The organism is Thermoanaerobacter wiegelii Rt8.B1, assembly GCF_000147695.2.
In the GTDB taxonomy this organism is placed as follows: Bacteria; Bacillota; Thermoanaerobacteria; order Thermoanaerobacterales; family Thermoanaerobacteraceae; genus Thermoanaerobacter; species Thermoanaerobacter ethanolicus.
In genome coordinates this window covers 2,247,210-2,272,500 of record NC_015958.1, presented here as the reverse complement: position 1 = coordinate 2,272,500, position 25,291 = coordinate 2,247,210, and the positions used below count along the sequence as shown (strand labels likewise).

21 protein-coding genes, 8 tRNA genes and 2 rRNA genes (1 of these 31 running past the window's edge) are annotated in these 25,291 nt (G+C 37.0%); 29 read left to right on the top strand and 2 right to left on the bottom strand.

What is annotated here, in order from left to right; genetic code table 11:
• The 20 genes from THEWI_RS11080 to THEWI_RS10980 all read left to right on the top strand — a co-directional run.
• A 23S ribosomal RNA gene (locus THEWI_RS11080) occupies positions 1–1,881 on the top strand; it begins 1,002 nt to the left of the window's first position.
• 32 nt (positions 1,882–1,913) lie between these two features.
• Positions 1,914–2,022: ribosomal RNA gene (gene rrf, locus THEWI_RS11075) — 5S ribosomal RNA — on the top strand.
• A gap of 10 nt (positions 2,023–2,032) precedes the next feature.
• Positions 2,033–2,107: transfer RNA gene (locus THEWI_RS11070), tRNA-Asn, on the top strand.
• Between the two features lie 6 nt (positions 2,108–2,113).
• Positions 2,114–2,188 (top strand) — tRNA-Glu (locus tag THEWI_RS11065).
• Between the two features lie 9 nt (positions 2,189–2,197).
• A tRNA-Ile gene (locus tag THEWI_RS11060) sits at positions 2,198–2,273 on the top strand.
• A 23-nt stretch (positions 2,274–2,296) separates the two neighbouring features.
• A tRNA-Asp gene (locus THEWI_RS11055) sits at positions 2,297–2,373 on the top strand.
• A gap of 9 nt (positions 2,374–2,382) precedes the next feature.
• Positions 2,383–2,458: transfer RNA gene (locus tag THEWI_RS11050), tRNA-Phe, on the top strand.
• Positions 2,459–2,486: 28 nt separating this feature from the next.
• Positions 2,487–2,561 (top strand) — tRNA-Thr (locus tag THEWI_RS11045).
• A gap of 187 nt (positions 2,562–2,748) precedes the next feature.
• On the top strand, positions 2,749–5,361 hold the full coding sequence (locus THEWI_RS11040) for a calcium-translocating P-type ATPase, SERCA-type (RefSeq protein WP_014063481.1): 2,613 nt from the start codon (positions 2,749–2,751) through the stop codon (positions 5,359–5,361).
• Positions 5,362–5,779: 418 nt separating this feature from the next.
• Positions 5,780–6,586, top strand: a complete 807-nt coding sequence (locus THEWI_RS11030; protein WP_014063480.1) for a PucR family transcriptional regulator — start codon at positions 5,780–5,782, stop codon at positions 6,584–6,586.
• A gap of 243 nt (positions 6,587–6,829) precedes the next feature.
• Positions 6,830–7,372: an HD-GYP domain-containing protein gene (locus tag THEWI_RS11025; RefSeq protein ID WP_279625594.1), complete on the top strand. Its 543-nt coding sequence runs from the start codon at positions 6,830–6,832 to the stop codon at positions 7,370–7,372.
• Between the two features lie 36 nt (positions 7,373–7,408).
• Entirely contained in the window at positions 7,409–9,343 is a 1,935-nt protein-coding gene (locus tag THEWI_RS11020; protein WP_014063478.1) for a methyl-accepting chemotaxis protein, read from the top strand.
• A gap of 29 nt (positions 9,344–9,372) precedes the next feature.
• Complete coding sequence (locus THEWI_RS11015) at positions 9,373–10,911, top strand: chemotaxis protein CheW (protein ID WP_014063477.1); 1,539 nt, start codon at positions 9,373–9,375, stop codon at positions 10,909–10,911.
• Between the two features lie 32 nt (positions 10,912–10,943).
• The gene (locus THEWI_RS11010; protein WP_014063476.1) at positions 10,944–12,041 is read left to right on the top strand and encodes a protein-glutamate methylesterase/protein-glutamine glutaminase; all 1,098 of its coding nucleotides are present in this window, start codon (positions 10,944–10,946) and stop codon (positions 12,039–12,041) included.
• On the top strand, positions 12,025–12,603 hold the full coding sequence (locus THEWI_RS11005) for a HEAT repeat domain-containing protein (protein WP_014063475.1): 579 nt from the start codon (positions 12,025–12,027) through the stop codon (positions 12,601–12,603). The genes THEWI_RS11010 and THEWI_RS11005 overlap by 17 nt, the downstream gene beginning before the upstream one ends.
• 19 nt (positions 12,604–12,622) lie before the next feature.
• Positions 12,623–13,441, top strand: a complete 819-nt coding sequence (locus tag THEWI_RS11000) for a CheR family methyltransferase (RefSeq protein ID WP_014063474.1) — start codon at positions 12,623–12,625, stop codon at positions 13,439–13,441.
• Positions 13,442–13,451: 10 nt separating this feature from the next.
• On the top strand, positions 13,452–13,823 hold the full coding sequence (locus THEWI_RS10995; RefSeq protein WP_014063473.1) for a response regulator: 372 nt from the start codon (positions 13,452–13,454) through the stop codon (positions 13,821–13,823).
• A gap of 11 nt (positions 13,824–13,834) precedes the next feature.
• The gene (locus tag THEWI_RS10990) at positions 13,835–16,234 is read left to right on the top strand and encodes a chemotaxis protein CheA (protein ID WP_156786941.1); all 2,400 of its coding nucleotides are present in this window, start codon (positions 13,835–13,837) and stop codon (positions 16,232–16,234) included.
• A gap of 1 nt (position 16,235) precedes the next feature.
• Entirely contained in the window at positions 16,236–17,189 is a 954-nt protein-coding gene (locus THEWI_RS10985; RefSeq protein ID WP_014063471.1) for an Hpt domain-containing protein, read from the top strand.
• A gap of 363 nt (positions 17,190–17,552) precedes the next feature.
• Positions 17,553–17,927, top strand: a complete 375-nt coding sequence (locus THEWI_RS10980) for a class II SORL domain-containing protein (RefSeq protein ID WP_014063470.1) — start codon at positions 17,553–17,555, stop codon at positions 17,925–17,927.
• 151 nt (positions 17,928–18,078) lie between these two features.
• Here the strand turns inward: THEWI_RS10980 and THEWI_RS10975 are convergent, their stop codons facing one another.
• Positions 18,079–18,852: an exodeoxyribonuclease III gene (locus THEWI_RS10975; RefSeq protein ID WP_014063469.1), complete on the bottom strand. Its 774-nt coding sequence runs from the start codon at positions 18,850–18,852 to the stop codon at positions 18,079–18,081.
• A gap of 225 nt (positions 18,853–19,077) precedes the next feature.
• Between THEWI_RS10975 and THEWI_RS10970 the strand changes: the two genes are divergently transcribed.
• From THEWI_RS10970 to trxB, 7 genes are all read left to right on the top strand, one after another.
• A tRNA-Tyr gene (locus THEWI_RS10970) sits at positions 19,078–19,163 on the top strand.
• A 3-nt stretch (positions 19,164–19,166) separates the two neighbouring features.
• Positions 19,167–19,242, top strand: a tRNA-Lys gene (locus THEWI_RS10965).
• A 119-nt stretch (positions 19,243–19,361) separates the two neighbouring features.
• Positions 19,362–20,882, top strand: a complete 1,521-nt coding sequence (locus THEWI_RS10960; protein ID WP_004405873.1) for an FAD-dependent thymidylate synthase — start codon at positions 19,362–19,364, stop codon at positions 20,880–20,882.
• Positions 20,883–20,899: 17 nt separating this feature from the next.
• Positions 20,900–21,214, top strand: coding sequence for a MazG-like family protein (locus tag THEWI_RS10955; protein WP_003868493.1), 315 nt, complete (start codon positions 20,900–20,902; stop codon positions 21,212–21,214).
• Between the two features lie 78 nt (positions 21,215–21,292).
• Positions 21,293–21,475, top strand: coding sequence for a hypothetical protein (locus THEWI_RS10950; protein ID WP_014063468.1), 183 nt, complete (start codon positions 21,293–21,295; stop codon positions 21,473–21,475).
• 15 nt (positions 21,476–21,490) lie between these two features.
• Positions 21,491–21,766 carry a spore coat protein gene (locus THEWI_RS10945; RefSeq protein ID WP_014063467.1) on the top strand — a complete coding sequence of 92 codons (276 nt, stop codon included), beginning with the start codon at positions 21,491–21,493 and terminating at the stop codon, positions 21,764–21,766.
• Positions 21,767–21,822: 56 nt separating this feature from the next.
• Positions 21,823–22,770, top strand: a complete 948-nt coding sequence (gene trxB, locus THEWI_RS10940; RefSeq protein WP_279625645.1) for a thioredoxin-disulfide reductase — start codon at positions 21,823–21,825, stop codon at positions 22,768–22,770.
• 29 nt (positions 22,771–22,799) lie between these two features.
• Here the strand turns inward: trxB and THEWI_RS10935 are convergent, their stop codons facing one another.
• Positions 22,800–23,783, bottom strand: coding sequence for a LysM peptidoglycan-binding domain-containing protein (locus THEWI_RS10935; RefSeq protein ID WP_014063466.1), 984 nt, complete (start codon positions 23,781–23,783; stop codon positions 22,800–22,802).
• 105 nt (positions 23,784–23,888) lie between these two features.
• On the opposite strand from THEWI_RS10935, the gene cwlD reads away from it, so the two are divergent.
• Both cwlD and ppaX read left to right on the top strand, forming a co-directional pair.
• Complete coding sequence (gene cwlD / locus THEWI_RS10930; RefSeq protein ID WP_014063465.1) at positions 23,889–24,569, top strand: N-acetylmuramoyl-L-alanine amidase CwlD; 681 nt, start codon at positions 23,889–23,891, stop codon at positions 24,567–24,569.
• Positions 24,570–24,652: 83 nt separating this feature from the next.
• On the top strand, positions 24,653–25,285 hold the full coding sequence (ppaX, locus tag THEWI_RS10925; RefSeq protein WP_014063464.1) for a pyrophosphatase PpaX: 633 nt from the start codon (positions 24,653–24,655) through the stop codon (positions 25,283–25,285).
• Positions 25,286–25,291: the final 6 nt, after the last annotated feature.

Here is a 25,291-nt window from a genome sequence, read left to right as displayed (position 1 = left end):
CGTAGTCGAGAGGGGAACAGCCCAGACCTCCAGCTAAGGTCCCGAAGGGCATGTTAAGTGGTAAAGGAAGTGGGACTTCGAAGACAACCAGGATGTTGGCTTAGAAGCAGCCATACATTTAAAGAGTGCGTAACAGCTCACTGGTCGAGAGGTCCTGCGCCGAAAATGAACGGGGCTCAAATATGCCACCGAAGCTGGGGCTACCGCGGAAGCGGTGGGGTAGGGGAGCGTACTGTACGGGTAGAAGGCAAAGCGTAAGCTAAGCTGGACTGTACAGTAGAGAGAATGCCGGCATGAGTAACGAGAGTAAGGTGAGAAACCTTACCGCCGGAAGCCTGAGGTTTCCTGGGGAAGGGTAATCCACCCAGGGTAAGTCGGGGCCTAAGCCGAGGCGAAAGCGTAGGCGATGGGGAACCGGTAGAGAATCCGGTACCACCGAGGGCCGCAAAGAGAAGTGGGGACGCAGCGAGATAGGTGGAGCGTGCGGTTGGTAGAGCACGTCCAATCAGGCACCGAAGGGTACGTAGGCAAATCCGCGTACTGGCAGGGGCCTGAGAAGGGGAGCCGGAAGGCGAAGCCACCGAAGCAGCTGCCGAGAAAAGCCGCTATCGAGGTCCAAGGTGCCCGTACTGCAAACCGACACAGGTAGGCGAGGAGAGGATCCACAGGCGAGCGGGAGAACCCTCATTAAGGAACTCGGCAAAATGACTCCGTAACTTCGGGAGAAGGAGTGCCGAAAGGCCGCAGAGAAGAGGCCCAAGCGACTGTTTACCAAAAACACAGGTCTCTGCTAAGTCGGAAGACGAAGTATAGGGGCTGACGCCTGCCCGGTGCTGGAAGGTTAAGGGGAAGTGTGAGAGCACTGAACCGAAGCCCCAGTGAACGGCGGCCGTAACTATAACGGTCCTAAGGTAGCGAAATTCCTTGTCGGGTAAGTTCCGACCCGCACGAAAGGCGTAACGACTTGGGCGCTGTCTTGATGAGGGGCCCGGTGAAATTGTAGTACTCGTGAAGATGCGAGTTACCCGCGATTGGACAGAAAGACCCCGTGGAGTTTTACTGTAGCCTGTCACTGGATTTTGGTAATTCTTGTACAGGATAGGTGGGAGACGGAGAAGGTAGGGCGCCAGCCTTACTGGAGTCGGCGTTGGGATACCACCCTGGGATTACCGGAATTCTAACCTATAGCCGTGGAGCCGGCGTAGGGACAATGGCAGGTGGGCAGTTTGACTGGGGCGGTCGCCTCCTAAAGGGTAACGGAGGCGCCCAAAGGTTACCTCAGCGCGGACGGGAATCGCGCGAGAGAGTGCAAAGGCAGAAGGTAGCCTGACTGCGAGAGAGACATCTCGAGCAGGGACGAAAGTCGGGCTTAGTGATCCGGCGGCAGTGAGTGGGAACGCCGTCGCTCAACGGATAAAAGCTACCCCGGGGATAACAGGCTGATCTCCCCCAAGAGTCCACATCGACGGGGAGGTTTGGCACCTCGATGTCGGCTCATCGCATCCTGGGGCTGAAGTAGGTCCCAAGGGTTGGGCTGTTCGCCCATTAAAGCGGTACGCGAGCTGGGTTCAGAACGTCGTGAGACAGTTCGGTCCCTATCCGTCGCGGGCGAAGGAAACTTGAGAGGCACTGCCCCTAGTACGAGAGGACCGGGGTGGACGAACCGATGGTGTACCAGTTGCACCGCCAGGTGCACAGCTGGGTAGCCAAGTTCGGAGGGGATAAACGCTGAAAGCATCTAAGCGTGAAGCCCGCCTCAAGATTAGGTTTCCCACCCGTAAGGGGTAAGACACCTCGAAGACCACGAGGTAGATAGGCCGGGGGTGTAAGAGTGGAAACACTCTTAGCTGACCGGTACTAATCAGTCGAGGACTTGACCGAGAAGGCTTTGTGCAGTTTTGAGGGTCTAGATTTCCGGTGGCGATAGCGGAGGGGAAACACCCGTTCCCATTCCGAACACGGAAGTTAAGCCCTCCAGCGCCGATGGTACTGCTTTCGCGGGAGAGTAGGTCGCTGCCGGAATTAAAAATATTCCTCAGTAGCTCAATGGTGGAGCAACCGGCTGTTAACCGGTAGGCTGTAGGTTCGAGTCCTACCTGAGGAGCCAAATCGTGGCCCCGTGGTCAAGTGGTTAAGACACCGCCCTTTCACGGCGGCAACATGGGTTCGAATCCCGTCGGGGTCACCAAATAAATATGGGCCTTTAGCTCAGCTGGCAGAGCGGTCGGCTCATAACCGATTGGTCCGGGGTTCAAATCCCTGAAGGCCCACCATTTAAAAAATTAAATAATAATGCGGCCCAATAGCTCAGTTGGTTAGAGCGCCAGCCTGTCACGCTGGAGGTCGAGGGTTCAAGTCCCTTTTGGGTCGCCATTATGTTATGCCTCGATAGCTCAGTAGGTAGAGCAAGGGACTGAAAATCCCTGTGTCAGTGGTTCGATTCCACTTCGAGGCACCATAATTTTTTTATGGAGTTTTTAGCTATTGCTGGCGTAGCTCAGTGGCAGAGCAGTTGATTCGTAATCAACAGGTCGTGGGTTCGAATCCCACTGCCAGCTCCAGTTCATTAATTAGATAGAGTAAAGGTTAATTAGATAGAGTAAAGGGGAGTAACTCTGAATCAATCAGTCGTCATGACGGCTTTGCCCGGCTGATTGAGCAAAAAATGCGAGTGAGACCTTTACTTTGTGGAATACTACAAAGTAAAGGTCTATTTTATTTTGCAAAATTTTTAAAGGAGGGCTGCTAATGAAAAGATATTGGAATATGGATGTAGAAGAGATAAAAAAAGAATTAGAAACTGATGATAAAAATGGATTGACACAACATCAAGCTAATGAAAGGCTATTAAAATATGGAAAAAATATTTTAAAAGAAAAGAAGAGGAAATCAATATTTTCATTATTTATTGAACAGTTTCAAGATTATATGGTGATAATTCTTATTATTGCTTCAATTATATCTTTTTTTCTAGGGGAAACAACGGATGCTGTTATAATATTAGCTATTGTAATTTTAAATGCATTATTAGGGACGATTCAGGAGAACAATGCTGAGAAATCGCTTGAAGCTCTTAAGAAATTGTCTCAACCTCTTGCAAAAGTAATAAGAGATGGGAAAGTAATGGAAGTTGAAGCATCTTCTCTTGTAATAGGAGACATAGTATTAATAGAAGCAGGAAATATCATACCTGCAGATGGAAGATTGATTGAGGCTAAAAACCTTAAAGTAGATGAAGCAATATTAACTGGTGAATCAGTACCTGTTGACAAGGTTGATACTGTAATAGAAAATGAAGATATACCTTTAGGAGATAGGCTCAATTTAGTGTACATGGGTACTACGGTTACTTATGGTAGAGGGAAACTTATTGTAATTGCTACGGGTATGGATACCGAAATGGGTAAAGTAGCCGGTTTGATAGAAAATGAAAGAGATGTCAAAACGCCACTCCAATTAAAACTTGAAGAATTAAGCAAATATTTAGGAACAGCTGCACTCCTCATAAGCGCTGTAATATTTGCAATAGGAGTACTTCAAAAAAGACCAGCATTTGATATGTTTATGACGGCTGTGAGCCTTGCTGTTGCAGCGATTCCTGAAGGACTTCCTGCTATTATAACTGTTACGCTTGCCCTTGGCGTGCAAAAGATGATTAAGAAAAATGCGATAATAAGGAAACTTCCGGCTGTAGAAACGCTTGGCAGTACAAGTGTTATTTGTTCTGACAAAACAGGAACCCTTACACAGAATAAGATGACTGTTGTGAAGTTTTATACAAACGATAGAAAAGTGAATGCTGATAAAGATGAAGTAAAACAGGAGGACTATTTCCTTTTTAAAAATGCTGCATTATGTACTGATGCTTTTATAGATGAAACAGGAAAAGGGATTGGCGATCCTACGGAAGTTGCACTTGTTGCCGTGCTAAATGATGTGGTAGGCCTAAAAAAAGCCGATATAGAAAAGGAATTTCCAAGAATTGCAGAACTACCCTTTGATTCAGATAGAAAAATGATGTCAACAATACATGCTATGGATAATGGGGGCTTTAGATTAATTACCAAAGGAGCGCTTGATAATATTATTCAAAGAAGTAAGTATATTTTGAAAGACAATAAAATTTTACCGCTTGATGAAATAGAGAGGAACAGGTTAAGTTTTATTAACGAAGAAATGGGAAAAGAAGCTTTAAGAGTTATTGCAGTTGCTTATAAAGATATAAAAGAAATACCTAAAAATTTGAGTAGTAATGAAATGGAAAAAGATTTGATATTTATAGGGCTTATAGGTATGATAGATCCACCACGACTGGAGGCCAAACATTCAGTTGAAATATGTAAAAAAGCAGGAATAAAACCTGTTATGATAACGGGTGATCACAAAATAACAGCCTCTGCGATAGCACGTGAGCTTGGAATTCTTGAGGATAATGATGAAGCAGTAACAGGCAAAGAGCTTGACAGAATCTCTGATGAAGAATTAAAGGAGAGGATAAAAAGAATACCTGTTTTTGCAAGGGTCTCTCCTGAGCACAAGATGAGAATTGTAAAAGCGTGGCAAAAAAACGGTGCTGTGGTAGCAATGACGGGTGATGGCGTAAATGACGCGCCTGCTCTTAAACAAGCGGATATTGGAGTCGCAATGGGTATAACTGGTACCGATGTTGCAAAAGAAGCGGCAGATATGGTTTTAACTGATGACAATTTTGCAACAATAGTTGCAGCAATAAAAGAAGGCAGGACTATATTTACAAACATAAAAAAAGCTATCCATTACTTATTAACCTGTAATTTAGGTGAAATAGTTGTACTGTTTATTGCTACAATATTAGGCATGCCGATGCCTTTAAAACCCATACATATACTATGGGTGAACCTTATAACTGATAGTCTGCCAGCTCTTGCCCTTGGATTTGAACCGGCGGAAAAAGATATAATGGAGAAAAAACCCAGACCAAAAGGCGAAAGTATTTTTGCAGGAGGATTAGCTTATAGAATACCGCTTGAAGGTATGTTAATTGGATTGGTCACATTAATTGCTTTTATAATAGGACTTAAGCAAAATATAGAGACTGCAAGAACAATGGCTTTTGCGGTACTGACTTTATCGCAGCTTGCTCAAGCTTTAAATGTAAGGTCTGACAAATCCGTTTTTAAGATAGGATTATTTACAAACAAATACATGGTTTTTGCTTTGATAGTGTCGATTTTGTTACAAGTTATTGTAATTGTAACTCCTTTAAACACTATATTTGGACTTAGAAATATTAATATTTATGACTGGGATATAATTATTGCAATGTCAATTCTACCTCTTTTAGTAATGGAAGTAGTTAAATTTTTTAAAAATAAGAGGTAAGGTTGATTATTGAAAATAATGGAGGTGGTTTTGAGAATAATTTCGCCTCCATTATTTTTTATATTTTATTTTTTAACCAATTTTTTTACCTGAATTAATGAGTTTCAAAAATACGATAAATAATTCTTGATATTATAAATTTTTATTGATTTTTCGAAAAAAAAAAAAAAAAAAAAAAAAAAAAAAAAAAAAAAAAAAAAAAAAAAAAAAAAAAAAAAAAAAAATAAGTAAAAAAAAAAAAAAAAAAAAAAAAAAAAAAAAAAAAAAAAAAAAAAAAAAAAAAAAAAAAAAAAAAAAAAAAAAAAAAAAAAAAAAAAAAAAAAAAAAATATTAGACAATTCGGAAGGATTTTATCGAATTTTGTCGAATTTATAAAAATAAAAGATAATACCGGTTTATTTATTGGGAGGGTTTTTAGATGAACAAAATCGCATTTGAGGAATCATATGCGATTAAAGATTTAGGTGACGAGTTAGAGAAGTTAATGAGTAAAATTGATGGTGTAAATTTACCTTTTTATGATGAAAATTTTGTTCTGATTTGTGAACTGCAAATAGACATGCCACGAAACAAGCACGAGGAGGAAATAAAATTCACAAAAAATATAATAAAGGATTTTTTAAGAAATGCGCTAAATACGCATTTTATTCTTGTTTTACCTAAAATTGATGAAATCTTATTATTTGTTGGGTTTGATAGAAATAAATATGATAGACAGACATATATAAATAAGTTAAGAGAAGTTTTTTATAGATTACAAAGAGAAATACATGATTTAAATAGGTATTTCAAATTATCGGCAGGGGTTAGTTCTTCCGTAAAAGAAAAGCTTTCTTTCAAAAAAGCTTATACGGAGGCTCATATAGCAAATGAGGTGGGAAAGAAGATTTATAAAAAAGAGAGTATTACTTTCTATGATGATTTAGGTATATACAAATTTTTGCACATTCTTGATAAAGAAGATGTTTTGGAAGACGAAAATATACGCTGCCTTTACGAGTATGACAAAAAACACAATACCAATCTCATAGAAACACTGGAAGCATTTATGGATAGTAATGGGAAGATTAGAAAAACAGCCGAAAAGGTTTTTGCCCATCCTAATACCATTAAATATAGGTTAAATAAAATAAAAGAACTTGTTGGAGAAGACATATTGAAAAATGAAAGCAAAAGACTTTATTACTACATACTGATAAAAGCAACCAAACTGATTTCAGATTGAATAAAGTTTTTACTATTCATACTAAAAAATACATAACATGTTATTTGTTTTGTTTTTTTTAGACATATGCATTTTTTGATACTGTTATTATAATTTAGTTAAAAGTTAATAAGGTTACAGGGGGTGAATATGCTGATAGGGTGTACCGGTTATATTTTGTAATTTGTTGAAGGACCTAAAATGTAAAAAATTGTTAAAGGAAGGTAAATCGTGACATCTAATGTTATTCATGCTTTATTTTACATGCTACTGGCAAGGGATAGATCAACGGCCATTCATTCTAGAAATGTATCGAAGTATGCTATGACGATAGGTACTGCATTGGGTTTAGATTCAAACGATATGAAAGAACTTTATGTAGCTGCTCTGTTGCATGATTGTGGCAAAGTTGCGTTGCCGGACAAGCTTTTAAAAACACCGAGAAGTTATACACGCTGGGAAAAACAGATGGTACAACAGCATGTGGTAATAGCGAAAAAGTTGTTGGTAAATCTCGGTTTTTCTAACAAAATTCTTGATGGCATTTATTATCATCACGAAAGATATGACGGTATGGGCTATGTAGAAGGTTTAAAAGGTGACAGCATACCACTCTTCGCACGAATAATTGCTATTGCAGATGTATTTGACGCGCTTACGAGCAAAAGACCTTACCGAGATCCATTATCCATTCAGCAGGCCATTCACTTATTAAAAGAATCAAAAGGGCAGTTTGATGAAGAATTGTTGGGCATTTTTTTAAGATATATTAACAAATCATATGTTGATACTATTAAAAGCAATTAATTTCAAAATTTTAAAATATGGTGGGAGGTTTAAAATATGGCTGAAAAAAATTATAAAACACTTGCTCCCTTGAGTGGAGAGAGCACAAGTACAACCAGTACAAATACAGTAATAGAGGGGGTAGATAAAAAGCAAATTGAGATGCAAAGAAAAAAGGCACGCACCTTTGCAAAGAGACAACAGGCAGCAGAAAGAATTGCAACAGCGACAGAAGAGCTTTCATCTGGAGTTGAGGAAGCTTCAGGAGCAATTGAAGAATTGAGATCTTCTATGGAACAGATTGCTAGCGGTGCAGAGGAAGCAAGCAAAGCAATACAGGAGTCACTCGCAGCAATTGAACAAGTGACCAGAGGAGCGGAACGTTCATCAGGGAATGCGCAGAAGGTATTGGATAGGGGTGAGGCTATTCAGCTACTTGTAAAAAAGACAGCTGAAGACATAGAAAAGCTTGTAGAAGGCGTAAATAAAGCATCGTCTAAAAATGAAGAATCAGCAAGACTTGTAGCACAACTAGAAAAGCAAGCAGAAAATATAGGTGATATAGTCAAGACAGTTGGAAGAATAGCAGATCAAACTAATTTACTGGCATTAAACGCAGCCATAGAAGCAGCGCGGGCTGGAGATCACGGCAGAGGATTTGCCGTAGTTGCTGATGAGGTAAGGGTGCTTGCTGAAACCTCTGAAAAGGCGGCTAATGATATAAGAGAAGTAGTAAATCAAATTCAGCAAGAAGTTAAGGTAGTAGTAGATGCCATTAATGGAGCAGCAGCCAAAGCACGTTCACAAGTTGAACGAGGGAAGGTTATAAGTGAAGGCCTTGTTTCTATTATTAGAGCAATGGATGAAGTAGTGAAAGGTGCCTCTTTGATAAATGATCTCAGTCGCCAATCGTTTCAAGCTGTGCAAGAATTCCAAAAAGGGGCGGAAATAATAGCAAGCAGTGCTGAAGAGCAGGCTGGAGCTACCCAAGAATCACTTCAGGCGATAGAACAACAGGCAAAAGCCATTGCTGATGTAAGTCAGGGTGCTGCTGAACTTGCTGAAATGGCAGAAGATTTAAAAACATCCACTGATACTCAAAAATCGGCTGAAAGCTTTGCGGCTGCGGCAGAAGAGCTTTCTGCTGCAATAGAAGAATTAAGTAAATCAGCAGACCAAATAATGGTTGCACTTTCACAGATATCCAAAGGTGCTGAACAGCAGGCAAGTGCAGCAGAAGAATCTTCCAGCGCTGTTGCTCAGGTTGAAAACGGAATGAAGACGATTGGAGAGCAGGCGCAGTCGGCTTTAAATAGAGTGATGGAACTTTCAAAGTTACTTGAAACCAACAAGAGCAATGTAGATCAACTTATTGCTGGTATTGAAGATGCTCTTAATGAAAACAAGCTAAATATAGAAAAAATAAAAACATTAGAGTCTATGGCTAAACAGATTAATAAAATTGTGGATACTATTGTCACAGTTGGCATTCAGACAAATATGCTTGCTGTAAGCGGAGCTATAGAAGCGGCAAGAGCAGGAGAACACGGTAAAGGCTTTGCAGTTGTTGCATCAGACATAAGGAATTTGGCGCAAGATAGTACGAATAATGCAGAGGAAATCAAAGAACTGGTAAGGTCTATACAGGAGCAAATAGGAATAGTACTTGAAGATGCAGAGGCGATAGGCGATTCTACTGCTGAGGAGGTAGAAAAAGCTAAAAGCACTTCAAAAGATTTGGAGCAGATAGAAAAGGATATGAAGGAAATGGTAAAAGCTAGCGAAGAAATTGCAGAAGAGGCTAATCAGAGTATATTAGCGATAGGACAAATAAGGAAAGGAGTAGAGCAGATTGCTTCGGCTGCCGAGGAAGCTTCAAGGGCCGCACAAGAAGCAGCCGCAGCCGGTAAGCAACAAGCAGAGGGTGTAAGGGCGTTAGCTGGGGCTATTGAAGACATTGCAGCACTAGCTGATGAAATGCAACAACTTTAAGATTTAAATATTGGTTAAGGTGATGTTTTATGGAACTGATAAACACGAGAGATATGTCAAAGAAAGATGGTCTTCAGTGTGTTACATTTCATTTGGGCGATGAAATGTACGGCATAGATATGCGATATCTCCAGGAGATAATAAGGGTTCCTGATGTAGTAAAAGTTCCGGGTACTCCTTCACATATTCGTGGGCTTGCTAACTTGCGAGGAACAATCTTAACAATTGTAGATTGTAGACTGCGCTTAGGACTCCAGAGGAAGGAGGATACTGAGGCAAGTCGTGTGATCGTGCTGACAGCGGGTAACAAGAAGTTAGGGTATGTGGTTGATGAGGTAGTTGGAGTAATATCTATCCATGAGGATGAAATAGAAAAGGGGTCTGGCTCAGAAACTGCTGCAGACTTTGTTGAAGGTATTGCCAAAATTGAAAAAGGCAAAAAGTTGGTCGTGCTTCTAGATGCCAAGAAACTTCTAAATTTACGCGAGGGAGAAACTATCAAAGAAGGGATAGAAGTTAGTAAGAATAATATAGTTAACATAGTTCAAGAAAGCGAAAAAAAGAACGCAGATGCCGCTAATGGAGAACAATTACAGATGATAAGTTTTAAGATAGGAGAGGAAGAATATGGTATTGAGGTAGGCAGTGTACAGGAAATTGTTCGTTTTTCTGGTGAAGTTAGTGAGGTACCTAATACACCACCTTATATCCTTGGTGTTATTTCTCTTCGAAATAAGGTATTACCCATTGTTAGCTTACGACGATTGTTTAATATGGAAGAATGTTCTTTTGATGAGAGATCGAGAATAGTAGTTACAAGTATAGAGGAAAATGGTTTTTCGTATACTGTGGGGCTTAGAGTTGATTTGGTTTTGGAAGTGTTGAGAATAGATAGAGTTGCGGTTGCTCCTGTACCACCTTTATTAAAGGCAAAAGATAGTGAAGAAATAAGTGGCATATGTAAGCTTAATGAAGGTAGTCGCCTAGTTTACGTACTTGATCCCAAAAAGCTATTTTCATATAGGTTGAGAGAAAGTGCTGATATATTAAGGACACAGGATGGTGATGAGAGGATGAAGGTTGTTGATGCAAAGGACGAAGAGGAGCAGCTTGTAAGTTTTTTGGTGGATGGTATAGAATGCGCATTTCCTATAGAGGATGTGAGGGAGATAATAAGACCAACGGAGATAATAGCGGTTCCTAAGGCACCGGATTTTGTGGAGGGTGTCATAAACCTGCGTGGTACTATTGTACCTGTTATCGACCTTAGAAAAAAATTTGGGTTAAAAGAGAAAAATCGTGATGATCGCAATAGGATAGTGATCGTTGAAATTTCTGGAAGACATACCGGCCTAATCGTTGATTCAGTTAAAGAAGTATTAAAAGTTAGGCATTCTCAGATAGAAGATACGCCGGAGATTCTTATGGATGAAATAGACCAAAGGTTTATGAAAGGCATTGCGAAGTTTGATGGAGCGAACAGGATGATTATTTTGCTATCTGTGGAAGAGGTGTTGTCAGGAAAGGAGAAAAGAGAACTAATGGCAATAGATGAAGCAGATAATTGACGTAATAGTTTGATAGGAGAGAAGTGTTAATTATGAAGAAAAAAATTCGCGTACTCGTAGTGGATGACTCTGCTTTTATGCGAAAGTGTCTAAAAGATATACTTGAAAATGAGGAAGACATTGAAGTAATTGATACCGCTCGTGATGGTAATGAGGCGGTAAAAAAAGCAGTAGAACTTCGTCCTGATGTGATAACTCTTGATATAAATATGCCAGTGATGGATGGGCTTACGGCATTGCAGTACATAATGTCTCTTGCACCATGCCCTGTTGTAATTATTTCATCTCTTTCTACAGAGGGAGCTTTAACCACATTTGAAGCTCTCGAACTCGGAGCCGTTGATTTTGTGGCAAAACCAGGAGGCACAATTTCGTTGGGAATAAAGCAGCTTGCAGACGAAATTGTGTCAAAAGTGAGGATAGCTGCTTTATCGAATAAGGAGTTAATAAGCTCTCCAAGAACTTTTAAAAAGTCTTTGAAACGTAAAAAGTACGATATAACTGGGAAAACATATGAAAATAAAATTGTCAAAAACGAAATTGTGGTAGTAATTGGAGTTTCTACAGGGGGACCAAAAACGCTGATGGAAATTTTACCTTATCTTCCTTCAGATTTTCCGGCGGCTGTGTTGGTAGTTCAGCATATGCCGCCAGGTTTTACACAATCTTTTGCTCAACGTCTAGATCAAAGCTGTAATTTAAAAGTAAAGGAAGCTGAAGACAGAGCAATCGTGGAACCTGGAACAATTATTATTGCAAGAGGTGGCTGGCACCTCGTGCTGGAAAGAGATTCAAGAAGTTCTAAGCTTATTACTAAATTAACTCAAAAACCCGAAGAGGCGCTTTATAAGCCTTCTATTAACGTTACCATGAAATCGGTACTTGAAAATGTAGATGGGCGGAATATTATAGGTGTGCTTTTGACGGGTATGGGTGATGACGGAGCAGATATGATGGTTGAAATAAGAAAACGAGGCGGGTTAACTATAGCAGAATCACAAGAGACTGCTATAGTATATGGTATGCCAAGAGAAGCTGTAGAGCGTGGTGGAGCTGAGATAGTAGCCCCTGCTTATAAGATAAGTGATATTTTGCTAAAGAAGGTGAATGAGTATGCAAAAACTCCATAATATTAATGAATTAGTAAGATTGATGAAAAACGGCAGAAATGAAAGCGAACGCATCGCGGCAGCACTCGATTTGGGGAATTTTAAAAGCAAGGAGGTAGTAGAAGCCTTGGCGGAGCAACTTTGGATAGAGACAAGTAGAGCAGTACAAGAGTCAATAGTGAGTTCTCTTATAAAAATAGGAAACGAAAATGTTGCAGAGCTTGCTGTGGAGTTACTTAAAAGTGACGATGCTTATCTTAGGAATGTTGGAGTAGAAATATTGGCAACCATAGGGGATTCGGCTCTTGAGGTTTTTGAAAGAATGATTATGCATCCTGACAAAGATGTTCGACAGCTAGTGGTTAATGCTGTGGGAGAAGGGCAATTGAAAGAAGCTGTTATGATTTTAAGAAAAGTTATAGAGGAAGATGAAGATGAAAATGTTGTGGCGGCAGCAGTTGAATACTTAGGCGAGATTGGAGGCAGTGATGAGGACAAGAAAGCAATAAAGCAAGCTTTAAATCGCTTTTCCAGTCCCTTTTTTCAATATGTCGCAGAAGTTGCGTTAAAAAAACTGGGGTGAATTGAAATGAGGTGTACAAGTGACAGCTGAAGAATTTATCAAGTTAAGAGATTTTATCTACCGTAAAACAGGGATATATTTTGAAGAACAAAAAATGTATTACGTCAAAAATAGGGTAGAAAGTCGCATAGAGGCTACCGGATCCGAGAATTTCAGGAACTATTTTGCGTGGTTGCGATTTGACGTGACAGGGCAGGAACTTCAACAGTTACTTAATACTTTAACGGTTAATGAGACTTATTTTTTTAGGGAATATTATCAATTGAAATGTTTTGCGGAAGAGGTTTTACCTGAAATTTTGGAAAGAAAACGTAAGGAAAACATGCAAAAAATCAGAATTTGGTCGGCGGGCTGTTCTACGGGTGAAGAACCGTATACACTTGCCATAATTATGGAAGAAATGCTTGAAAACATAAATGATATAGAATGGGAAATCTATGCAACGGATATAAATACAGATGTTCTAAAAAAAGCTGAGATGGGTTTGTATTCGCAAAGATCTGTTCGACTTGTGCCTGAAGAATATAAAAAGCGTTATTTATATAAAAAAGGAGAGTTTTATGAGGTAGTACCAGAACTTAAAAAGAAGGTTATATTTTTTCAGTTAAATTTAATGGATGCAGTGGAAATGCGAAAAATGAGGAACTTTGATGTGATTTTTTGCAGAAATGTGCTTATTTATTTTGATGATGCATCCCGAAGGCAAGTAGCTATTTATTTTTATGAAGCTCTTGTAGAAGAAGGTTATATATTTTTAGGCCATTCAGAGTCAATGAGCCGCATTACACCTATCTTTAAACTGCGAAAATATAAAAATGCGTTTGTGTACCAGAAATGAGGTGAAAAAAGTGAATCCCAGCGTATTAATTGTGGATGATTCTGCGGCAGTACGTGGTTTTCATAGTTCAATACTTCGAAATATTGGCTTTGAGGTTGAAGAAGCTGCTAACGGTTACGAAGCTTTGGAAAAATATCTTGCAAAAAAGTTTGACCTTTTATTGGTTGATGTAAATATGCCTAAAATGCACGGATACGAGTTGGTGCGGCAGATAAGAGAACAAGAGCTTCATGGCTTTGTACCAGTGATTGTTATATCTACAGAATCAGGAGAAAATGACTATTTAGAAGCGTTTCGAGTCGGTGCAAACCTTTATTTAGAAAAACCGGTTGATCCGATATGCTTACAACTTTCTGCAAAAATGCTTACAGGGATAAGGTAGGGATGGCGAAAATGAAGAATGAATCCAATGGATTTATAAATAATGCAAAAAAATTGCTTGATAATATAGGTTTTTTTGTGATTGCGTTAGAAGATGCTTATGAGAAAGATAAAGCAGCTGAAGAAATTTTAAGCAGATTGAATGGCTTATTGGAATTATGCAAGTCCTATGATTTTGATAAACTTGGGTCTTTTATAGAAAGTTTAATAAAGTTGATTGGAGAAATGACCCTAAAGGGAAAAATTATTAATACAGATATAAGCGATTTTTTGCTGGATTCCTTTGAGAGGATAATAAGTTTAATTGAAAACGCTGAAAAAGAGGGACTTGAAACATTAAAAACGCCGGATCTAAAAGAATTTGAAGAGAAAATATCCGAGTTTTTAAATGAAATAGATAAAATACTTCAGGTACCTGTGGTACATACAGATGATATGTTGCGTACCATTTCAAAAGACAAAAAAAGATTTTTAAGTGAATTAGCACAAAAAGGTGGAAACATATATGAGATATTACTGCAAGTGGTAGGTACAAGAGCTTTGGAGATTGACGTATCTGAATTTTTTAGCAAATTAAAACAAGTTGGGGAAGTTGCGCACATTGATGCTGATACGCGAAAATTGCCTTCACTTCAGGATTTTGATCCTTCTACCCCTTATATATCTTTGACTTTTGTCGTAATATCTGATAAAAATGCCCAAGAAATAGAAGATACACTGTATAAAGTAGTAGGAATAGATACTGATGTAAAGGTACTTGTGTCACCGGTATTTCCTGATGCAATTAAGGACGTTACAGAATTTAAAAGTTCTTCTTTTACAGATGTTTCAGCTGAAGAAGATAAAGTGCAAGAAGTGATGGATATGATTATTTCCCAGCAGGAGGATTTCTATAAGATTGCAGAGACGCCGGAAGACCAGCGCTGGAGAGGAAACATGGTTATAAACGTGCTTCAAAGGATAGCAGAATACATGGGTTGGGTTACGAAAAGAGAAAAATTAGTTAAAGCAATTAAAACGAATAAAATCAAATTGCCAGAAAGATTTGTAAAGCTTATGAATCTAATAATAAGTAACGAAAAAGAATTACAAGAAAGTGAATCTAAAGAAAAGGGGTTTTATGCAGTAAGAACTGAGAATGAAGAAATAGAAAAGCCTGAAATTAAAAAAGGTGAAGAAGAGTATAATGAAAGTATTTCCAGAGTCGTGATGAACAATAAAGGATTTTCAGAAATCGAAACTGCGAAAACGCTGAAAGTAGACCAGACTAAAATCGATGAGCTTATGAATTTAGTAGGAGAACTGGTTGTAGTTAACAATGGACTTTCGTTTATGATAAAAAAAATCGAAATGGAATATGGAACAACAGATGTAACAAAAGAATTAAAAGATAGGCAGGTTTTGCTAAAGAGGATAGGAAATGACTTGCAGGATATAGTAATGAGCTTGAGACTTCTTCCAATAAAATATATATTTGATCGTTTTCCCAGAATGATTCGTGAAATCAGCAAAAAACTTGACAAGAAGATACGTCTTGTTACTGAGGGGGAGGAAACCCAGATAGACAAGAATATTGTTACGGCGCTTTATGATCCAATGTTACACATTATAAGGAATGCAATCGATCACGGAATTGAGAAGCCAGAAGAACGGTTAAAAAAAGGAAAATCCGAAGAAGGTTTGTTGGTTCTAAAGGCACAAAAAATAGGAGATAAGGTTATTATTGAGGTTAGAGATGATGGGCGTGGCATTGATACTGATGCAGTAATAGCGAAGGCAGTTCAAAAAGGTTTTGTATCTGCTGAAAAAGCAGCAACGATGGATGAGCACGCTGCTTTGGAACTTCTGTTTATACCTGGTTTTAGTACTTCAGATGACGTAACAGAGTTATCTGGTAGAGGTGTAGGAATGGATGTTGTCCGTGATACGGTCAAAAAACTGGGTGGTAATGTGCGCCTGATAAGTCAGGTAGGAGTAGGCACTTCTGTATATCTGGAACTGCCTGTGACAATGGCAACATCCAGAGTAATGCTATTTACTTTGGAAAAGCGCCGTTATGCCTTGCCACTTGAAAGTGTAGGAGAACTAGTTAAAATAAAGGCTGAAAATATAAAAAAGATGAAAGGAAAAGAAGTAGTAGTATTGAGGCGAGAAATAATGCCACTTTTGAGACTAAAGGAATTTATGGGGCTTCAAAATGATGAGGGAGAAAAATTTGATACAGAATATTCACTTGTTGTACTAAATAATGGCATGGCGCTGGTGGTAGATGAATTTATCGGTGAACAGGAGATCATTATAAGGCCACTTCCGGAAGAACTATCTTCAGCATATTTTTTGGGTGCGGCTATATTGGGTGATGGGGATATTGTTCTTGTTCTAAATCCTGAAAAATTAGCGGGAGGCATTTAAAATGATGTTGGACTATATTGATGCTTATGTTGAGGAGACTGAAGAACAGCTTTCAAGATTGGAACAGCTTTTTTTGGAAATAGAGAAAAATTCCAACCAGATAGAAATTTTAAATGAAATTTTTAGGATTATACATACAATAAAAGGTTCGTCAGCTACAATGGGTTTCAGCGTGGTGGCAGATTTTTGCCACAAATTAGAAAGCCTTTTTGACAAGCTGAGGAAAGGTGAGCTTGGTGTAGACGACTATTTGATAGATATATTGTTTAAAAGCTTTGACACTTTGAAAGATATGATATCAACATCTATAAAAGGAGAAAACTATGATAGCCATATAGTAGAAGAGTTGATTAACGTTATAGATAGTTTTAAACAAATGGATGCCAATAATAATGATAAGAAGATAGAGGAAAGCAATAAAGAAACTATTGAAAAAAAAGAAAACCAAGCAAATGATAATATTTGGAAAATATCGGTTGAGATAAGCAAGGATTGTGTAATGAAAAATGCACGGGCACTTATAATTGAAAAATATATTGAGGAAATGGGAAATGTGATATGTTTTGAACCTTCTCTTGATGTGCTACAAAGAGAAGAGGTTATAGGTGAAAAGATAACGGCAATATTGGAAAGTCGTATGAGAGACGAAGATATAGTCTGGAAGTTACGAAATGTACCAGATGTTATTAACGTAGAAGTGAAGCAAGACTATGGAAGTAAAGAGGTTGTCAGAATAAAAATAAATACGCAGAATAAAATAGAAGATATTATGCATTTAAAAGAAGTTATGATGAGAGCTAACATGGTGGAACTCGAATTTGAAGAAAAGCCAAAGCTGAGTTATGCATTATTACAGCTTATACTTGCTGCGTATAGAGAAAATAAAGAAATTCATTATAAAAAGACTAGGGGAAATGTAGCAAAAATACTTAATTTAATGGGAATAATTTCATAAGGAGATTTTAGATTTTTTAAAAGTAGCACAAATTTTTTCATCAATATTATAAAATATAAAAATTATCCCACAAAGGACAAAATGTATAAGTCAGGGAAGTCTAATAATTTAAAATCCCTGACTTTTCTTTTTATACAAACCATGTTTCAAGATATTTTGTTAATATTGGTACTGTAATATCTCTTGGAGTGTAATTCTTAAAGATATTATTAATTGAGACTTTATATTATTACATTGCGACTTTCATTTAAAAGAAAATATTTAGTTTATAATCTTTTGTTAAATATAAAATTTTTTAAGCTTTTTGATATTGTATAAAGTTGTGGTATAATAAAAAAACAATAAAAAGTGAGGAGGATATTTATGGAGAAATTTGGTTCATTATATCAAAGTGGAGATTGGAAAGGAGAAAAGCACGTTCCTGTCATACATATCTCTGACAAAGTCAAAAAGGGAGAGGTAGTCGAATTAAGGGTCAATATAGGAGAAGAGATTCCGCATCCAAATACACTAGAACATCACATCAAATGGATTAAAGCGTATTTTCATGGGGAGGGAGATAAATTCCCTGTTGAGATAGGTAATTACAATTTCACATCTCACGGAGAGTATGGGGTGTTTACAGAACCCGACTTAACAATAAAATTTAAAGTTGAAAAATCAGGGACAATCTATGCGGCAAGCTACTGCAATATACACGGTTTGTGGGAGAATAGCAAAAAGATAGAAGTCGAGTAAAATTTCAAAGGGCTTTCATCTTTAAATTTATCCAGATGAAAGCCCTTTGTTGCTAATTTAAGGAGAGGAGAGAGTGCAATGAATTCTTTAGAGTTTGCTATAAAAATACAACCTCTTCTATAAATTTTCAGAAGGAGTTGTTAAATTATGGTTATATCAATTTATCATCTATTTCTAAAACCACAGGACAGTGGTCACTACCCATTACATCAGAATGAATTTCTGCATCAATAAGATAATCTTTTAATCTTTGAGAAACTATGAAATAATCAATTCGCCAACCGATGTTTTTTTCTCTGGCATTTCTCATATAAGACCACCAGGTGTAAGCATCTTTTTTATGAGGATAAAAATATCTGAAAGTATCTATAAAGCCGGAGTTTAAAAGCATTGTCATTTTTTCACGTTCCTCATCTGTAAAACCTGCATTTCTTCTATTAGCAGATGGATTTTTTATATCTATTTCTTTATGGGCTACATTTAAATCTCCACATAAAATTATAGGCTTTACGGAATCTAATTTTAGCAAATAATTTCGAAAGTCTTCTTCCCATTCCATTCTGTAAGAAAGTCTTGTCAATCCTCTTTGAGAATTAGGAGTGTAGGTATTTACTAAGTAAAATTTTTCGTATTCTAACGTTATAACTCTTCCTTCGTTGTCATGTTGAGGGATGCCTATTCCGTAGTTAACGGATAAAGGTTTATATTTTGTGAATACAGCAGTTCCTGAATAAGCCTTCTTTTCAGCAAAGTTCCAAAAAGCGTAATAACCTTCTAAATTAAGTTCTTCAAGGTCTGTCTGATGGGGCTGTAATTTGGTTTCTTGTATACAAAAAATATCAGCATTTACTTTTTTGAAATAATCCATAAACCCTTTTTGTAAGCAGGCCCGTAAGCCATTTACATTCCATGAAACAAGTTTCATATTTTTTCCTCCAATATTTTTGAGTTGCTATGAATTAAAAACTATGTGATTACTATCTTCATTATATAGAAAAACAAAAATAAATCAAATTCCAAAATTGTTTACATATTTTTACACAAAAATAACTGCATAAAAGCCCTTTACAAATAGAATTCTATATGATAAAATAAGCTACGTAGTTTTTGTTAAAGCTTCAAGCAAAACTTTTTATTGTTTTAAAAATGTGGAGGGATACCCAAGTGGCCAAAGGGGGCAGACTGTAAATCTGTTGGCTGTCGCCTTCGATGGTTCAAATCCATCTCCCTCCACCATATGACCCATTAGCTCAGGAGGTAGAGCACCTGCCTTTTAAGCAGGGTGTCCCGCGTTCGAGTCGCGGATGGGTCACCAGTTGTAAAAGACAGTTATCAGTTGATAGCTGTTTTTTGTTTTTTACAGCAAAAGTTTATGGTATAATAATATAAAATGTCGAAAAGGTCGGTTTTATAAATTTGAAGGGAGTTTTTGACATGAAAATGAGAAAATTGACTCCTGAAGAGGAGAAGCTTTTAGAGAATTTTGTGACAGACGTATATGGACCTGTCTATTTTATACATTCATTGCCGGAGTTTATCATTCCACCTATAAATTCGAAGGTAAGTAGAAGAGATACCAGCTGGAGGCTTAATATACTTGAGTCTTTGACAGATGGAGATTTAAACATAACTGACTACATACCCAAACATAACATACCTTTAGAAAAAGCAATACAAAAGGCGAAAGAATTTCACGAAAAGTGGGTTGAAAGATTTGGACATTCTTCTATTGCTGAGCAGCATTTAATGCACCTGTGCGTGGAAGATGTTTCAAGGCTTTTGTCAGGGGATATTGAACTTATGAACAGGCGGCCTGCCTTTATAGAGTGGAGCCAAAGGTATCAAAAGCCTACAAGAGATAAAGTAGTGATACCAAAAGAATTAGAAGGAAAGCCTGATTTGAAAGAAAAGTTTTTAAAAGTCTGGAACAACTCCTATGATGCCTATGAAAAACTTGTAGAAGTTTTGACAGAATATTTAGCTAGGGCAGAAGAGAAAAAAGAGGGGGAAAGTGAAGAAAGGTTTTACAATAGGATTAGTAAAATTGCCTTTGAAGATGCGAGATATGCACTTCTTTTAGCTACCAAGACAAGTTTTGCAGTAGCTTTAAATGCCTTAGATTTACAGGATATAGTGAGAAAACTTTTCGCGCATCCTACTAAAGAAGCAAAGTTATTAGCCGAAAGAATAGTAGAACAAGGGGAAAAAATTGCACCAAGCATGTTACGACATACAACTCCTACTGTTTATCAATTAAAAGTTCACGATAGATTAAAGAATTTAGCAAGTGTTGTAAAGGAAGATGAGCTTTCAGATTCAGATGAGGATGTCATTTTAATAGACTATACAGGGAAAGATAGTGAATATTCTCCGGTAGATATTGTAATTATGCATATTTTGTTTACATATTCAGGTAAAAGTTTTGAAGCGGTGAGAAAAACAGTGAAGGAGATGGACGAAGAGGGGAAAAGTAAAATCTTGCAGCAGGCAGTTGAAGATATAGGGGAATTTGACCATTTAATGGAGGCATTTAAATCGGTTAGATTTAAATTTCAACTGAAGATAAGTGAAGCTAATTGGCATCAGCTTTTAAGGCATAGAACTATTGTCTTTGATTGCGGTGAACCGACAATTGAAAATGGTTTTGTTATTCCTCCAAATATCGAAAAAGCGAAGGCTTCCGAAATTTTAATAAAAGCGATAAAGGCTTCAGAGGAATTGTTTATAGAATTAAAAGAAAAATTGCCTGAAGTAAGTCCTTACGTGGTAACAAATGCACACAAACGCTTGGTTCTTATGAATGCGGATTTATGGGCTTTTGATCATTTTGCAAATTTGAGATGCACTAATGAAGCTCAGTGGGATATAAGGAATGTTTCTTTTAAGATGCTTGATTTGATTAAGGAAGTAGCGCCCCAGTTGGCAACCTTTATGGCAAGGCGAAAGAAAGCTTAAAAGATGGAGATGAAATCATGAAAACCAGTTTTAAAGAAATAAGTTTGCCAAAGCTTAATAATTTGACACCCTCACTGGAATCTACTGCTCTTAAATTAATGGAAGAAGCAGGAGAATTGGCACAAGCTATAGGAAAATTTAGAGGTTTAAACGGAGAAAATGTCACTTTAAGCGAAAAAGAGATAATGGAAAAAATTTCAGAGGAGCTTTTAGATGTTGCTCAAGTCGCAGTTTCAATGATGTTTGTCTTAGAGGAAAAGTATAATATAAATATTGAAGAAAAACTTAAAGAACATATCGAAAAATTAAAAAGGAAGGGGTATATAAAATAAAAAATATGCAGAAAAACTCTGCATATTTTTTATTTTTGTGCGCATATTAAAATTGAAATCTAAGAAGGGAGGATAAATATGCAACTTTCAAACAAGGAGTTACTTTATTTGGATGATATTTTATCATTACAGCAAAATATGACAAAGACTTTAAACGATTATGCTGCAAGATGTCAAGACCCACAGCTTAAAGCTTTATGCCAAAATCTTGCAGATAGATGTCAAAACAATTTCAATTCTTTGCTAAAACATTTAAGTTAGGAGGAGTGTAAAAATATGTATGGAAATACGCAAATTAGTGACAAGGATATTATGATGAATGTACTGGGCAGTTACAAATTGGCAATAGAAATGTTCAGTCATGCAGCAGTTGAGTCTGCAAATGAAAGCATAAGAAGAGAATATATCAATCTTTTAAATTCTACCTTAGAAGATCAAAGGACAGTTTGGAATGCTATAAATCAAAGAGGATGGTATCCTGTCAAACCGGCTCCACCTCAGGATATACAAGAGGCAAGGAATAAATTTAGACAACCAGTTGGGATGATGTAAATATAAAAAGTTTGTGATATAATAATGGAAGTAGTGTTTTTACTGCTTCCATTATTATATTTTATTTTCAAAGGAGGAGTGATTTTATTATGTACGATCTAATTATTTTAGGAGGAGGTCCTGCGGGACTTACTGCTGGATTGTATGCTGCAAGATCAAGGCTTAAAACGGTACTTATTGAAAAAACTTATCTGGGAGGGCAAATAGTAAATACTTATCAGTTAGAAAATTACCCGGGTTATGAAGAGATAAGTGGTGCTGACCTTATTGCCAAGATGGAGGCACAGGTGAGAAAACACGGCCTTGAGATTGTTAATGAAGATGTTGAGAGCCTAGATATTACAGGAGATGTAAAGAAAGTTAAGACTTCTAATAAAACTTATGAAGCAAAAGCTATTATTTTAGCGATGGGCGCTACACCTAAAAAGTTAGGTGTTCCAAATGAGGATAGATTTATAGGAGCTGGTATCTCCTTCTGTGCTACCTGTGACGGAGCTTTCTACAGAGATGCTACAGTAGCAGTTATAGGTGGAGGAAATACAGCAGTAGAAGACGCGTTATATCTTACTAAATTTGCAAAAAAAGTCTATATAATTCATAGAAGAAATGAACTTAGAGCTACAAAGATTGAACAGGAAAAAGCCTTTGCAAATGAAAAAATTGAGTTTATTTGGGATACTGTAGTAGTTGATGTAGAAGGTGAGTATGGAGTAGAAAGACTCAAACTTAAAAATGTCAAAACAGGAGAAGAAAGCACACTAAACGTAGATGGTGTCTTTGTAGCTATTGGATATGCTCCTAATACAGAATTGGTGAAAGGAATAGTAGACCTTGATGAATATGGATATATCATGACTGATGATGATATGAGGACAAATATACCTGGAGTTTTTGCAGCTGGAGACATAAGGCATAAATCTTTAAGACAAGTTATAACGGCTGCTGGAGATGGTGCAACAGCGGCTTATGTAGCAGAAAAATATATAGACAGCGTCAAAAAATAGTCAGGATTTTTCCTGACTATTTTTTGACTTTATTCTTCTTTGCTTTCTTCTTGTTCTGCATTTATTTCTTGTACTTCTTGGTTATAGGCTACTTCCTGTGAAGATGTAGGAATTATAATTCTCTGACCGGGATAAATCAAATTAGGGTCTTTAATATCTGGATTTGCCTTTAATATAGCGTCTACTGTTGTGTTGAAAGCTTTTGCTATATTCCATAAAGTGTCACCAGGTTTTACTATATAAACTTTTCCTGGTGGTGTAGGGGTAGTAACAGGAGGAGTTCCAAACAAGAGTGCATTCCATGTCACGTTATCGACAATTCCTGTTACTGGAAGCCCTCTGCTTTGCTGATACGCTTTTACGGCTTCTTCTGTTTTTCTTCCAAAAATACCATCAATAGGACCAGGGTCAAAGCTCAAAGATTTTAGTCTTGCTTGCAAGTTTACTACAAAGGGTCCTTTATCTCCAATCTTTAGTGTGGGATATTCAATGGGTGGTGATGTGGGACAAGGAATTATTAATGTTTGCCCAGGGTATATCATATTTGGATTTACTAGATAGTTTGCTTTAATTAGCTCCTCCAATGATACTCCAAATTTTTGTGCTATAGTCCATAAAGTATCTCCTGGCTGTACTGTGTAATAGGTTGGACAAGGCTTTTGTGCGGGAGGTGGTGAAGGTAGTGGTGGTTGTGGTGCGATTATTTTTGCTCCAGGGATGAATAGCTTTTGACCCGGATATATGGTATAAGGGTATGTGAGATTATTTGTATAAATGATAGCTTCGTAGGGAACATTAAATTTTTGAGCAATAAGATATAGAGTATCTCCAGGTTGGACAGTATAATAACTTCCTTGTACTGGAATGATAAGCCTTTGTCCAGGATATATTAAAGATGGGTTTATAATGTTGTTTCTTGTGATTATAGCGTCAACTGAGGTGTTAAATTTTTTAGCAATTGAAAATACCGTGTCTCCTGGTTGTACTACGTATGTGAATTCTAAAGTGACCATATTTTTACCCCCTTCCTTTAATCATAATATGTGAATTTTATTATTAAGTGACATATAAACTTTTTTAGATGAATAATTTTTACTAAAAGATAAGGGGATGGGGACATGGTATTTAAAAGGTGGATGATGTTTTTAATAATTGTAAGTTTAATAATAGGGTTATATAGTTTTAAAAAAGGGTATTATACAGTTGCTTTTAAAACTGTTCCAATAATGAACAAAGTTATTGTTATAGATGCAGGCCATGGGGGGCCTGACCCTGGAAAACCTGGGAAATATGGCAAAGATGAAGATGAGTTAAACCTTGAGATTGCTCAAAAGTTGAGGGAACTTATTGAAGAAAGTGGTGGCATTGTAGTGATGACAAGGGAAGACGACACTTTGTCAGATAGTTCTCTTTCAAAAGATTTAAAAAATAGAGTGGTAAAAGCAAATGAAGTAACAGCAGATGTTTTAATTAGTATTCATTTAAATAGCTTTAGTCAATCTATATACAAAGGAGCACAGGTATTTTATCAAAACAATTCTGAAAAAGGTAAACTATTAGCAGAACTTATTCAACAAGAGTTAAGAAATACGTTAGATCCTAATAACAACAGGATGGCTAAAAGTTCTAATAGTTATTACCTTTTGCGAAACGCTAAAATGCCGGCAGTTATTGTGGAATGTGGCTTTATGTCAAATCCTGAAGAAGAAAAACTTTTAAATGACGAAAATTATCAATATAAAATTGCTTGGGCAATATATAAAGGTTTAATACATTATTTTCAAAAAGTTTCAGAATAGCAAAATTTTTCACTTCATGTCTTGTTATGAAGTGATTTTTTTTGTATACTAAAAGAAGAAGAGAATTTATGAAGGGAGATAATATGGGGATAAAAACAGTACTTTTCGATTTAGATGGAACGATTATTGATACCAATGAACTTATTATTGAGTCTTTTAAATACACAATTGAACGGCATTTAGGATATATCATAAAACCGGAAGACGTTACTCCTTACTTTGGAGAACCTCTTCCAATAACTTTAAAAAGATTTAGCCAAGATAAATGGGAATTGATGCTGGATACTTATAGACAATACAATGAGTTTAATCATGATAAATATACCAAAATAAGAAAAGATGTAAAAGAAGCCCTTGAACTCATATATAAAAATAGAATAAAAATGGGTATAGTTACATCTAAGAGGAGAGAATTGGCTATAAAGGGGTTAAGGCTTTTTGACTTAGAAAAGTATTTTAAGGTAATTGTGGCATTAGAGGACACAGAAAGACATAAGCCAAATCCGGATCCAATTTTGAAAGCTTTGAAACTACTCAATGCTAATAAAGAAGAGACTTTAATGGTGGGAGACAGTCCTTATGACATATTATGTGCTTCTAATGCTGGAGTAAAAAGTGCGGCTGTTAAATGGACAATCTTGCCCTTTAATCTCTTAGAGGAAGCAAAACCGGATTATGTCATAAATAATATGCTGGAAATTCTAAAAATAATTTGAATATAT